Genomic DNA, 13,151 nt, shown 5'->3' with positions numbered 1-13,151 from the left:
TTACAGAGGATTACTCCCCTTCACCCGGGAACAGGAACGGGTTGATAGAGCTGCGGGCGAAGCCCTCCTGCTCCATGCGGGCATCCAGCACCAGCGACGCCAGGTCATCGGCTACCGGCTCCACGTTCGGGTCTTTTTCCTGATACAAAATCTTCAGGTAGGTACCGCAGTCGCCGCAGCTCTCTGCTTTGACCGAAGCCTGCTCGTTGTCCAGCGACCAGTAGTGCAGATCGCGGGTTTGCTCGCAGTTGCTGCACTTCACGCGCACCACGTGCCACTCGGTTTCACACAGGTTGCAGTGCAGATAGCGCAGCCCCTGAGAGGTACCAATCTGCACGATGCTGGAGACCGGCATCGAGCCGCAGACCGGACAGAACTGACGCTGCTCACCGTACTCGGCGCGGGCCTTACCCGGGATCAGGCTGGCCATCTGCGCCCAGTAGAGCGACAGCGCCGCCCAGATGAACGGCGATTTATCGCTGCTCACCGCCGCGAAGTTGCTGGCGAACAGGGCGCTCGCCATCTCTTCCAGCTCCTGCGTCGAGGCTTTCTCCAGATTCTCAATCACCGCCAGCGCCTGGCCGCTCATCTCTGGTTTCAGCTCGGCAATCAGAGAGTGCAGCAGCTTATGCCAGTGGGTGTCGCGTGGCAGGACGTGAATATCCAGCGGCGGCTTGCCCTGTTCGGCAGCCTCTTTGATGCGTGCGGTCAAATCCATCGTTAATGGATGATCGTACAGCACCACCTCCTGGGCATGGGCCACCAGCGCGGCGAAGCGCAGATAGTCACCCAGCGGGTTGCTCTCAGCAAGCGTGCGCAGGCGTTCTGCCCGACGGTTGTAGAGATTTTTCAGCCTGGGAAACAGTAACGGCGGAATGGCTTCCGCCGCACGTTTCTCGCCTTTCTCCAACGCATCTTGCGGGATTATGCGAATACTCATTCAGCCTCTTTTTCCGATTTGCTCCGGACTTCACGATACCAGCGCGGGTGATGTCGCTCCGCCCAGGTTTTCGTTACCCATCCTTCTACCATGGCGGTAATCGTGCCTTTTACCCAGAGGGCGGCGTAGATATGCACCATAATAACCACAATTAGCCCGACTGCGGCAAATGAATGCAGCATGATTGCCAGGCGGATGGTTGGGATGGAGAAGTAAGGCGCGAGCCACGGACGCCACATGATAATCCCACTGACCAGCAGCAGCACCAGCAGAATAATCGCTGCCCAGAAGACACACTTCTGACCAAAGTTATAGCGCCCGGTGTCGCCGACCTCTTCGTTGACGATGATTTTCTGGATGTTTTTCGCCCAGAAGATATCGTCCCGGTTGATCAGGTTGTGGTGCCAGTAGCGGAAAAACATGATGATAAACGAGGCAAACATCACCACCCCAACGAAGGGGTGGAGGATCCGCGCCAGCTGCGGCGTGCCGAGGATATTCATCAACCAGTTAAAGGAGGGGAAGAAAAACCCCAGCCCGCTCACCGACGCCAGCACGAAGCAGAAGGCAGTGACCCAGTGGTTGATGCGTTCCGGCGCGGTGTAGCGCACGATGGTGTCACGTTTTCTCATTTGCGCACCTCATCATCTTTTTTGTCGTGAAGGTTGTCTTCATCATCGTCAGCGCGGTTTGGACCGACGCCCACGTAGTGGAAGACGCTGGCGGCAAAGGTCGCCGCAAAGCCGACGGCGGCGAGCGGTTTCCAGATACCTTTCCAGAACTTCACGGTGGCGCTGATTTCCGGGTTTTCCGGCAGGCCGTGATAGAGATTCGGCTTGTCGGCGTGGTGCAGCACGTACATCACGTGCGTACCGCCAACGCCTGCCGGATCGTACAGGCCTGCGTTATCGTAACCACGGGTTTTCAGCTCCGCGACGCGATTGCCCGCCAGCGCTTTCATATCCTCTTTGGAACCAAAGTGGATAGCGCCAGTTGGACAGGTCTTCACGCAGGCTGGCTCCTGGCCGACGGTCACGCGATCCACGCACAGGGTGCATTTGTAGACGCGGTTATCTTCCGGGTTCAGGCGCGGTACGTCGAACGGACAGCCCGCGATGCAGTAGCCGCAGCCGATGCACTGCTCAGACTGGAAGTCGACGATGCCGTTAGCGTACTGAATGATCGCCCCTTCAGACGGGCAGGCCTTCAGACAGCCAGGATCGGCACAGTGCATGCAGCCATCCTTACGGATCAGCCACTCCAGTTTGTCGTTCTGTTCGACTTCCGAGAAGCGCATCACCGTCCAGGATTTGGCTGTCAGATCCGCCGGGTTATCATAGACCCCGACGTTATGACCCACTTCGTCACGGAGGTCGTTCCACTCTGAGCAGGCCACCTGACAGGCTTTACAGCCGATGCAGGTGGTCACGTCGATAAGCTTCGCTACTTCGAGCTGGTGATCCCGCGCCTGAGGCGCGGGGGTAAAGCTGTTAGTCGCGGAACGACGAATAATGTCTTGCGATTGATAAGCCATAGGTCGTCTCCGTTACACCTTTTCCACGTTCACGAGGAACGCCTTAAACTCCGGCGTCTGCGTGTTCGCATCACCAACAACCGGCGTCAGCGTATTGGCAATAAAGCCCTTCTTCGCCACGCCTTCATAACCCCAGTGGATAGGTATCCCGATGGTATCGACTTCCTGGCCGTGCACGTTCAGGGTGCGAATACGCTTGGTCACCACCGCTTTGGCCTTGATATAGCCGCGATTGGAGGAGACTTTCACCGTATCGCCCTGGACGATGCCCAGCTTGCCCGCCAGCTTCTCGCCAATCTCCACAAACTGCTCCGGCTGCGCAATCGAATTCAACAGCGCGTGCTTGGTCCAGTAGTGGAAGTGCTCGGTCAGGCGGTAAGTGGTGCCGACGTACGGGAACTTATCCGCTTTACCCATCGCGTCCATATCATCTTTGAACACGCGGGCGGCCGGGTTAGAGATCACTTTCGGATGCAGCGGGTTGGTACCCAGCGGCGTCTCAAACGGCTCGTAGTGCTCCGGGAACGGCCCTTCCGCCATCTTATCGATGGCGAACAGACGTCCGACGCCCTCCTGCAGCATGATAAACGGCCCAACGTTGCTGCCCGGAGGCGCGGTGTTGTAGTCCGGAATATCCGCGCCCACCCATTTACCATTGGCATAGGAGAGCAGCTGACGTTTCGGATCCCACGGTTTACCCTGCGGATCTGCCGAGGCGCGGTTATAGAGAATGCGGCGGTTCAACGGCCACGACCATGCCCAGCCGAGGGTATTTCCCAGCCCTGACGGGTCGGCGTTGTCACGGCGCGCCATCTGGTTACCGTCCGGCGTCCAGCTACCGGCAAAGATCCAGCAGCCGCTCGAGGTGGTACCGTCGTCACGCAGATGAGCAAAGGAGGAGAGCTGATCGCCCTTCTTCGCCAGCACCTTGCCGCTTACCGGGTCGATGATATCTTCCAGCGCTTTGCCGTTGCTCTCCATCGCCACTTCCTGCGGGGAAGGGTTCTCTGGCGTGGTGTAGTTCCAGGACATGTTCAGAACCTGTTCCGGGTTCGCTCCGCCCTCTGCCGCATACATCTTACGCAGGCGCAGGAAGATACCCGCCAGGATCTCACCGTCGTTCAGCGCTTCGCCCGGGGCGTCCTGACCCTTCCAGTGCCACTGCAGCCAGCGGCCAGAGTTGACGATGGAGCCGTCCTCTTCCGCGAAGCAGGTTGAGGGCAGACGGAACACTTCGGTCTGGATTTTCGAGGAATCAACGTCGTTCTGCTCGCCGTGGTTCTGCCAGAAGGTCGAGGTCTCGGTATTGAGCGGATCGATGGTGACCAGGAACTTCAGCTTCGACAGCGACGAGACAACCTTGTTTTTGTTCGGGAACGATGCCACCGGGTTAAAGCCCTGGCAGATGTAGCCCGTCACCTCGTTTTTCGCCATCATGTCGAAATACTGCAGGACGTCGTAGCCTTTATCCCACTTCGGCAGCCAGTCAAAGCCCCAGCTGTTCTCTGCCGTTGCCTTATCGCCGTAGAAGGCTTTCATCATCGAGACGAAGAATTTCGGGTAGTTGCCCCAGTAGTTAACCTGGTTTTCCAGCAGCGGCTTGGTGGTATTGCCGGCAAGATAGGTCTCCAGATCGTTCTGCTTATCGTTCGGCAGCGTCATGTAGCCCGGCAGGCTCTGCGTCAGCAGGCCCAGATCGGTCAGACCCTGAATGTTGGAGTGGCCGCGCAGGGCGTTAACGCCGCCGCCTGCCATCCCCATATTACCGAGCAGCAGCTGGATCATCGCCATTGTACGAATGTTCTGCGCGCCTACCGAGTGCTGCGTCCAGCCGAGTGCGTAGAGGAACGACGCGGTCTTATCATGGGCGCTGGTTTCGGCAATGTACTCGCAGACCTTCAGGAAGTCGGCTTTTGGCGTACCGCAGATGTTTTCTACAACCTCAGGCGTATAGCGAGCCAGATGCTTTTTCAGCAGGTTCCATACGCAGCGAGGATGCGTCAACGTCATGTCACGTTTTGCAAAGCCGTTTTCATCCAGCTCATAGTTCCAGCTGGCTTTGTCATATTTGCGCTTATCCGGGTCATAGCCGGTAAACAGACCGTCATCAAAGCCGAAATCTTCCCGCACGATCAGGCTGGCGTTGGTATAGGCTTCGGTATATTCACGGTTATATTTTTCGTTGTTCAACAGGTACAGCATGACGCCTGACAGGAAAGCGATGTCAGTACCGGAGCGAATAGGCGCATAGAAATCCGCGACCGAGGCGGTTCGCGTAAAGCGCGGATCGACGACAATCAGCTTCGCGCCATTGTGAATTTTGGCTTCCATCGCCCAGCGGAAACCCACCGGATGCGCTTCTGCCGCATTCCCACCCATCACCACGATGAGGTTGGCGTTCTTCATGTCGACCCAGTGGTTGGTCATCGCACCGCGACCAAATGTTGGAGCAAGACTTGCTACCGTTGGTCCGTGTCAGACACGCGCCTGGTTGTCGACGGCTAACATGCCGAGTGCGCGGGTAAATTTCTGGGATAAATAGCCGGTTTCATTGCTGGCCGCGGAGGCGCACAGCATACCGGTAGAGAGCCAGCGGTTAACGGTCACGCCCTGCTCATTCTGCGCGATATAGTTTGCGTCGCGGTCCTCTTTCATCAGTTTGGCGATGCGATCAAACGCCTCATCCCAACTGATACGCTGCCACTTATCAGAACCTGGCGCGCGGTATTCCGGATATTTCAGACGGCTTTCGGAGTGGATAAAGTCCACCAGGCCGGCCCCTTTTGGACACAGCGCACCGCGGTTCACCGGGTGATCCGGATCCCCTTCGATATGGAAGATGGATGATTTGGCATTTTTTGCACCGTCGCCAAGGCTATACATTAATAGCCCGCAGCCAACGGAGCAGTACGTACAGGTGTTACGTGTTTCGCGGGTGCGCAGCAGCTTATACTGCCGTGTTTCCGCCAGCGCGACGCTGGGTGCAAAGCCCAGTGCGGCTGCCGTTGTACCTGCCATACCGCCAGCACAGATCTTAAAGAACTGTCTTCTGCTGACCTGCATGGGGTCGCTCCTTACTTTTTTTATTTTATCGACATTGTCTCGAATGGTGATCTCGAGTCTTAACGCTTTGCGGGCATGGCCGTAAAGGTTCAGAATAGGATGGTCCTCCTCGCTCTGGAGGAATTGCCGCCAGAATACCACAATGTCGCCAGGCCTGTTCCCATTCAGTTAACAAAAAGTGAACAATAAAATGCTCTCTACTCCTAAAAAGTCGACCGATATCACGGGGTGTCGCCAGGCGATGCTCTGGAAGCGTGATGATCTACAGCATCCTCAGCCGGATAGCCTGGCGGAAGAGGTGCCCGTCGCGCTGGTCTATAACGGGATTTCACACGTGGTGATGATGGCCTCGCCGAAGGATCTCAGCGAGTTCGCCATTGGGTTTTCTCTTTCAGAAGGCATTATCGACGCCCCGACAGAGATCTACGGGATGGACGTTGTGCCCTCCTGTAATGGCCTGGAGGTGCAGATTGAGCTCTCCAGCCGCCGCTTTATGGGACTGAAAGAGCGCCGTCGGGCGCTGGCGGGACGTACCGGCTGTGGCGTCTGTGGCGTGGAGCAGCTTAACGATATTGGCAAGCCGGTCACCCCGCTGCCTTTTACCCAGACGTTTGATCTGACAAACCTGGACCGGGCGCTGCGCCAGCTGAGCAGCGTGCAGCCGGTCGGCCAGCTCACCGGCTGCACCCATGCCGCAGCGTGGATCGCGTCCGATGGCGAACTGATCGGCGGGCACGAGGACGTTGGCAGGCACGTGGCGCTGGATAAGCTGTTGGGCCATCGCGCCCGGGAAGGCGCAGACTGGCAGCAGGGCGCGGCGCTGGTCTCCAGCCGGGCAAGCTATGAGATGGTACAGAAGTCGGCCATGTGTGGCGTGGAAATTCTGTTTTCGGTATCGGCGGCAACGACGCTGGCGGTCGAGGTTGCCGAGCGCTGCAACCTGACGCTGGTGGGCTTTTGCAAGCCGGGAAGGGCGACGATCTATACCCATCCCCAACGTTTGGTGGGTGCATAAAATTTATTCAAAAATTTTGAATGTACTCAGCAAATACCTTTACTTTTAGTTGGTGATTAATAGGTCTACTATTTATCACATCAAGGCGACACGCCTTATACAAACAACTTAATCAAAGGGTAACCATCATGAAAAACATCAAAACTTTTGTTGCAGTTATCGCTCTTGCCGCTTCCTTCGGTTCTTTTGCTGCCCAGTCAGTCTCCGCGACTGACACCACGCTCTCCGGTGCGGAAGCGAAAATCGCCGCTCAGGCCGAGCAGGCTGGTGCCTCATCTTACAAAATTACCCAGGCTTACTCAGGCAACTATGTACACATGACCGCTGAGCTGACTAAATAACATCTCCATTGTCGAAAGAGCGCCTACGGGCGCTTTTTTTATGCTATTCCCACCAACCGCAGCAGCGCAGTCACTACCGCCGCTGCCACGATCACCACAATTAACGGCATCTTGCGCCAGGCCAGGAATAGGGCAAAGGCGACGCCGATCACCCGCGCCATACCGGCAAAATGATCCCCTTCGTAAAAGGTGGTGGCCAGCGCCACGGAAAACAGCAGCACGGTGGCCGCATCGGAAAGCAGTGCCTGCGAACGCTCAGAGAGGGCCAGTCGGCTACCGAGTTTGGCGCCGCCGAGGCGCATTAAATAAGTTCCTGCGGACAACAGGACGATGCCGAGAATAAATACCGTCATGTTTTCCACTATTTTTTCCTTGCGGCCAGGCCGAGCAGAGAGAGCAGGACCGGTAAACCTACCGGTGCAAAAGGAACGGCGGCCAGTGACAGCACCGCGCCGCTGCAGGCGCGGATAAGCGTGGTGCGATTTTTAAACGCAGGCACCACTAACGCCAGCAAAATAGCCGGAAAGACCGCATCCAGACCGATGGTCTCCGGATCGGGCAGCAGTTTACCTACGATGGCGCCAAGCAGCGCGCCGAGCGGCCAGATAATCGCTACCCCCAGGCCGCACAGCCAGTAGGCCGCTTTACGCTGTTCAGGCGTCTTTTGCGACAGGCCAAACACCACGCTTTCGTCATTCATAATGTGGCAGCCGAGCAGGCTGGCGCCGCGCTTGCCGACCAGCTCGCGCACCGTCACGCCAAACGGCACATGACGGGCGTTAACCAATAGCCCAGCGGCCGCCGCCGCCAGCGGATTACCGCCGCTGGCAACAATACCGATAAACATAAACTCCGAGGCGCCCGCCAGCACGGTGATGGAGAGCACAAAAGGTACCCAGATCGGGAAGCCATACGCCATTGCCAGCGAGCCATAGGACATCCCGACAATACCCACTGCCAGGCAGACCAGAACAATCGCCTTTATCGTGTCGCCTTTCAGGCAAGAGAGATGATGTTTCATACTGTTTTAGCCGTATTGGTTTAGCCATATCGAACGAATATCCATTATAATGAACGCATCAAGATCGTTTTACAAGATGAACGATTCGTTCGATTTATAGAGCAAGGGCCGTTATATGACGCAGCCAATTAGCGTGATCGCTAAAAGTTTAGTGCGAGAACGCCTGCGAACCGGACTTTCACTGGCGGAAATTGCCCGCCGGGCCGGGATCGCTAAATCCACGCTCTCTCAGCTAGAGTCTGGCAACGGCAACCCCAGCCTGGAGACGCTCTGGTCGCTGTGCGTGGCGCTGGATATTCCTTTCGCCCGTCTGCTGGAGCCGCAGCAGCCCGCTACGCAGGTGATCCGCCGGGGAGAGGGAACAAAGGTCATTGCTGGCCAGGCGAATTATGAAGCAATTTTACTGGCCGCCTGTCCACCAGGGGCGCGGCGTGATATCTATCTACTGCTGACCCAGCCGGGTGCAGACCGCATCTCCCAGCCTCATCCGCCGGGATCGGTGGAGCACATCATTGTAACCCAGGGTCGGGCGCTCGTGGGGCTGACCGATGCGCCGGAAGAGCTAGGGGAAGGGGATTACATCTGCTATCCCGCCGATCGGCCGCATATCTTTAAAGCGCTTGAGCCGGATACGCATGCGCTTCTGGTTGCGGAACAAAATTAAACAGTAAGACACGGAAAAACATGTCGCTTAAAGCCATTGCCAAAGAACTGGGGCTGTCCGTTACCACCGTTAGCCGTGCGCTCAACGGGTATGATGATGTCTCCAAAGAGACGCGCGCCCGGGTTGAAGCGGAAGCACAGCGCCGTGGCTATCGTCCGAATACCTTTGCCCGCCGTCTGAAGATGGGCAAAATCGACGCCGTTGGGCTGGTTTTCCCGGTGCATCCCGTTCCGCTCAATAACAGCGTATTTATGGAGATGGTGGGCGAAATTAGCCACGAGCTTGCGCGGCATGAGATTGATTTGCTGCTCATTGCCGACGACGATCTGGCCGATAAGCACAGCTATATGCGCATGGTGCAAAGCCGCCGCGTGGATGCGCTGATCGTTGCCCATACGCTCGATCGCGATCCGCGTCTTGAGCAGCTCCAGACTATCGGTTTCCCTTTCCTGGCGCTGGGCCGCAGCCAGCTGCCGCAGCCGTATGCATGGTTTGACTTCGACAACTACGCCGGGATGTATCACGCCACACGCTGGCTGATTGATAAGGGCCATCAGCGTATTGCCCTGCTGGGCGAGAGTAATACCCAGGCTTTTATCACCCAACGCCGCCAGGGCTACCTTGATGCTTTGGCCGAGGCGGGGCTGTCCAGCGAATGGCTGCGCACCATGCCGCCTTCACGGCGCGCGGGCTATACCACCACTCAGGAGCTGCTCTCGCTGGCCTCACCGCCTACGGCCATCCTGACCGACTGCAACACCCACGGCGATGGGGTGGCGATGGCGCTGTCCCAGCTTGGCCGATTAACCGGTGATAACGCCGTTTCGCTGGTAGTGTACGACGGTCTGCCGCAGGACAGCATCGTGGATGTCGACGTGGCGGCGGTGATCCAGGCTACCCGTCAGGGGGTCGGCAAACAGATCGCCGAGATGGTGCTGCGGTTAATTAACGGCGAGGATATCGCCAGGCTTCAGGTACTGTGGCAGCCTGGCTTTTCTGCCGGACAGACGGCGTAAATCTCCTGAAACTCTAAACCGGATCACAAAACCGAAACGTTTTGGTTTGTATCCGAAACGTTTCGGATCAACACTCAAGACATCCCGACGACAGGAGATGTCTGATGCAAGATTCGATTTTACGACTGGAAAGCAAAACGGTGGACGTGGTGCTAAAAACTCATCCGTTTGCCGAAATTCTTTACTGGGGCCCGCATCTTAACCACTTTTCGCTGCAGGATGCAGAGAGTTTGTCGCGCCCGGTCGCCAACGGCAGGCTGGATGTGGACTCACCGGTAACCCTGATGGCCGAGCTGGGCCACGGTCTGTTTGGGACACCGGGGATTGAAGGCCATCGTGAGGGCATGGATAGCTCACCGCTCTTCAAAACCGTTGGTGTTACACAGCAGGGGCAAACCTTGACGGTGACCGCTGAAGATACGCATGCCGGTCTGCGTCTGACTAGCGAACTTGCTCTCGACGATAGCGGCGTGCTGGTGGTGCATCACGGTTTAACCAACCTTCGCGCGCAGCCGTGGCAGGTCGACCGTCTTGCCGTCACGCTGCCGATTGCCGAGCGCGCCGGAGAGGTAATGGCCTTTCACGGGCGCTGGATCCGCGAATTCCAGCCGCATCGTGTGAAGCTCGAGCACGACAGCTTCGTGATCGAAAACCGCCGCGGTCGCACCTCCCATGAACACTTCCCGGCGCTGATTAGCGGCACTCAGGCATTCAGCGAGATGCACGGCGACGTGTGGGGCGTACATCTTGGCTGGAGCGGCAACCATCGTCTGCGGGCCGAAGCCAAAACCGACGGCCGCCGCTATCTGCAGGCCGAAGCGCTCTACCTGCCGGGAGAGATGGCCATCGCCGAAGGAGAAACCCTGTGGACACCGCGTCTGTATGCCAGCTACTCCGCAAACGGGCTGAACGGCATGAGCCAGCAGTTCCACCACTATCTGCGGGACAACGTTATCCGCTTCCCGGAAAATAAGCCGCGTCCGGTTCACCTCAATACCTGGGAAGGGATCTATTTCAACCACGATCCGCACTACATTATGCAGATGGCGGACGAAGCGGCAGCCCTGGGCGTGGAGCGATTTATTATCGACGACGGCTGGTTTAAAGGGCGCAACGACGATCACGCTGCGTTAGGAGACTGGTATCTTGACGAGGAAAAGTACCCCAATGGCCTGATGCCGGTAATTAACCACGTTAAAAACCTCGGCATGGAGTTCGGTATCTGGGTGGAGCCGGAGATGATCAACCCGGACTCCGATCTCTACCGGGCGCACCCGGACTGGGTGCTGGCGATGCCGGGATACGCACAGCCAACGGGCCGCCATCAGTACGTCCTTAACCTGAATATTGCAGAAGCGTTCGAGTATCTGCTTGAACGCATGAGCTGGCTGCTGGGTGAGCATCCGGTGGACTACGTGAAGTGGGACATGAACCGGGAGCTGGTGCAGCCTGGACACAACGGCAAGGCCGCCGCCGATGCGCAGACGCGTCAGTTCTACCGTCTGCTCGATCTCCTTGGCGAACGTTTCCCGCATATTGAGTTTGAATCCTGCTCCTCGGGCGGAGGACGCATTGACTATGAGGTGCTGACCCGCAGCCATCGCTTCTGGGCATCTGACAACAACGACGCGCTGGAGCGCAATACTATTCAGCGCGGGATGAGCTACTTCTTCCCGCCGGAGGTGATGGGCGCGCATATCGGTCATCATAAATGTCACGCCACCTTCCGTCAGCACAGCATTGCGTTCCGTGGTCTTACCGCGCTGTTCGGCCATATGGGGCTGGAGCTGGATCCGCTCAGCGTCGACGAGCAGGAGCGTGAAGGCTACCGGCATTACGCCGCGCTGCATAAACAGTGGCGCGAGGTGATCCACACCGGTACCCAATGGCGTGTGGATATGCCGGATGCCACCACCCTTGCGCAGGGGATCGTGAGCCAGGATCGAGGCCAGGGCTTATTTATCGTCAGCCAGCTGGCGATGCCGGATTATACCCTGATGATGCCACTGCGCATGCCGGGACTGGAGGCGGGCGCGCAGTACCGTATCACGCTGCTCGACCATCCCAATATTCGCTTAACCGGCGAGGGTGGACACACCATGCGCAAGCTACCTGCGTGGATGGAAGCCCCGCAGACGGTAAGCGGCGAGTGGTTAATGCAGGCGGGAATTGCACTGCCGATTCTGGATCCGGAAAGCGCCATCCTGATTGGTGTAGAACGGGTGTAATCGTGATGGGCCGGCTTCCCGGCCCACAGCTGAGGATAATAATAATGAGCACAACGGCCTGTACCCACAAAGACAACCCTAACTTCTGGATCTTCGGATTGTTTTTCTTTTTCTACTTCTTCATTATGGCCACCTGCTTTCCGTTCCTGCCGATCTGGCTGTCGGATGTCATCGGCCTGAATAAAACCCATACCGGGATCGTCTTCTCCTGCATCTCGCTCTCCGCCATCGCCTTTCAGCCCGTGCTGGGCGTGATTTCGGACAAGTTGGGGCTAAAAAAACACATGCTGTGGATCATCTCGGTGCTGCTGTTTTTATTCGCACCGTTTTTCCTCTACGTTTTCGCCCCGCTATTGAAAACCAACATCTGGCTGGGGGCACTAAGCGGCGGTCTGTATATCGGCTTTGTTTTCTCAGCGGGCTCGGGGGCCATCGAAGCCTATGTTGAGCGCGTAAGCCGCAACAGCTATTTCGAATATGGCAAGGCACGTATGTTTGGCTGCCTGGGCTGGGGACTCTGCGCCTCTACGGGCGGGATCCTGTTCGGTATCGACCCGTCATATGTGTTCTGGATGGGCTCGGCGGCGGCGCTGTTGCTGATGCTGCTGCTGATTATCGCCAAACCAAAACCCAACCAGACGGCAGAGGTGATGAACGCGCTCGGGGCCAACCAGCCGCAAATCACGGCGAAAACGGTATTTAACCTCTTCCGCCAGCGCAAAATGTGGCTGTTTATTCTCTACGTGGTGGGCGTTGCCTGCGTCTATGACGTGTTTGACCAGCAGTTTGCCACCTTCTTCAAATCCTTCTTCGCCACGCCCCAGGAGGGTACCCGCGCCTTCGGCTTTGCCACCACGGCCGGAGAGATCTGCAACGCCATCATCATGTTCTGCTCGCCGTGGATCATTAACCGCATCGGCGCAAAAAACACGCTGCTGATTGCCGGGCTGATTATGGCGACGCGCATTATCGGCTCGTCGTTCGCCACCACGGTGGTAGAGGTGGTGGCCCTGAAGATGCTGCATGCGCTGGAGGTGCCGTTCCTGCTGGTGGGGGCCTTTAAGTACATCACTGGCGTATTTGATACCCGTCTGTCTGCCACCATCTACCTGATTGGCTTCCAGTTTGCTAAGCAGTCGGCGGCGATATTCCTCTCTGCCTTTGCCGGGAATATGTATGACCGGATCGGCTTCCAGGATACCTACCTGATGCTGGGCTGCTTTGTGCTGGCGATTACGGTGGTATCGGCGTTTACGCTCAGCGGCAGGCAGCAGGGCGTTACGCCGGGCAACACGGTGAAAGTAAATTAAGGTGATAACGCTGCCGTCC

Annotated in this window: 12 protein-coding genes; 6 read left to right on the top strand and 6 right to left on the bottom strand. The window is 57.4% G+C overall.

Annotation, left to right across the window (positions count from 1 at the left end; genetic code table 11):
• Positions 1-10: 10 nt before the first annotated feature.
• Genes fdhE through fdnG form a run of 4 tightly spaced genes read right to left on the bottom strand, consistent with a single transcriptional unit; the run spans position 11 to position 5,537 of the window.
• Positions 11-940, bottom strand: coding sequence for a formate dehydrogenase accessory protein FdhE (gene fdhE, locus RTX96_RS18250; protein WP_103821707.1), 930 nt, complete (start codon positions 938-940; stop codon positions 11-13).
• Positions 937-1,572, bottom strand: a complete 636-nt coding sequence (gene fdoI, locus RTX96_RS18245) for a formate dehydrogenase cytochrome b556 subunit (RefSeq protein ID WP_042394479.1) — start codon at positions 1,570-1,572, stop codon at positions 937-939. Before fdoI ends, fdhE begins: the two co-directional genes overlap by 4 nt.
• Positions 1,569-2,474, bottom strand: coding sequence for a formate dehydrogenase subunit beta (fdxH, locus tag RTX96_RS18240; RefSeq protein ID WP_312671735.1), 906 nt, complete (start codon positions 2,472-2,474; stop codon positions 1,569-1,571). Before fdxH ends, fdoI begins: the two co-directional genes overlap by 4 nt.
• Before the next feature lie 12 nt (positions 2,475-2,486).
• Positions 2,487-5,537 (bottom strand): formate dehydrogenase-N subunit alpha, encoded by a 3,051-nt coding sequence (gene fdnG / locus RTX96_RS18235; RefSeq protein ID WP_312671734.1) that lies wholly within the window; start codon positions 5,535-5,537, stop codon positions 2,487-2,489.
• Between the two features lie 190 nt (positions 5,538-5,727).
• Here fdnG and fdhD point away from each other — a divergent pair, with 190 nt between their 5' ends.
• On the top strand, positions 5,728-6,552 hold the full coding sequence (fdhD, locus tag RTX96_RS18230; RefSeq protein WP_312671733.1) for a formate dehydrogenase accessory sulfurtransferase FdhD: 825 nt from the start codon (positions 5,728-5,730) through the stop codon (positions 6,550-6,552).
• Between the two features lie 128 nt (positions 6,553-6,680).
• Complete coding sequence (locus RTX96_RS18225) at positions 6,681-6,893, top strand: DUF1471 domain-containing protein (protein ID WP_042394493.1); 213 nt, start codon at positions 6,681-6,683, stop codon at positions 6,891-6,893.
• A gap of 38 nt (positions 6,894-6,931) precedes the next feature.
• On the opposite strand, the gene RTX96_RS18220 is transcribed toward RTX96_RS18225, so the two are convergent.
• The gene (locus tag RTX96_RS18220) at positions 6,932-7,255 is read right to left on the bottom strand and encodes an AzlD domain-containing protein (RefSeq protein ID WP_312671732.1); all 324 of its coding nucleotides are present in this window, start codon (positions 7,253-7,255) and stop codon (positions 6,932-6,934) included.
• Positions 7,255-7,914, bottom strand: coding sequence for an AzlC family ABC transporter permease (locus RTX96_RS18215; RefSeq protein WP_103821701.1), 660 nt, complete (start codon positions 7,912-7,914; stop codon positions 7,255-7,257). The genes RTX96_RS18220 and RTX96_RS18215 overlap by 1 nt, the downstream gene beginning before the upstream one ends.
• A 115-nt stretch (positions 7,915-8,029) precedes the next feature.
• Between RTX96_RS18215 and RTX96_RS18210 the strand changes: the two genes are divergently transcribed.
• The 4 genes from RTX96_RS18210 (at position 8,030) to RTX96_RS18195 (ending at position 13,132) form a co-directional block, all read left to right on the top strand.
• The gene (locus RTX96_RS18210) at positions 8,030-8,578 is read left to right on the top strand and encodes a helix-turn-helix domain-containing protein (RefSeq protein WP_103821700.1); all 549 of its coding nucleotides are present in this window, start codon (positions 8,030-8,032) and stop codon (positions 8,576-8,578) included.
• Positions 8,579-8,598: 20 nt separating this feature from the next.
• On the top strand, positions 8,599-9,594 hold the full coding sequence (locus RTX96_RS18205) for a LacI family DNA-binding transcriptional regulator (RefSeq protein ID WP_312671731.1): 996 nt from the start codon (positions 8,599-8,601) through the stop codon (positions 9,592-9,594).
• Between the two features lie 104 nt (positions 9,595-9,698).
• Positions 9,699-11,822, top strand: a complete 2,124-nt coding sequence (locus RTX96_RS18200; RefSeq protein WP_312671730.1) for an alpha-galactosidase — start codon at positions 9,699-9,701, stop codon at positions 11,820-11,822.
• A gap of 44 nt (positions 11,823-11,866) precedes the next feature.
• The gene (locus RTX96_RS18195) at positions 11,867-13,132 is read left to right on the top strand and encodes an MFS transporter (protein ID WP_312269551.1); all 1,266 of its coding nucleotides are present in this window, start codon (positions 11,867-11,869) and stop codon (positions 13,130-13,132) included.
• The last annotated feature ends 19 nt before the right edge of the window (positions 13,133-13,151 follow it).

It is taken from the genome of Pseudescherichia sp. (genome assembly GCF_032052675.1).
Classification (GTDB): domain Bacteria; phylum Pseudomonadota; class Gammaproteobacteria; order Enterobacterales; family Enterobacteriaceae; genus Pseudescherichia.
The sequence above is the reverse complement of the archived record's forward strand: the minus strand, read 5'-3'. Positions and strand labels throughout refer to the sequence as shown.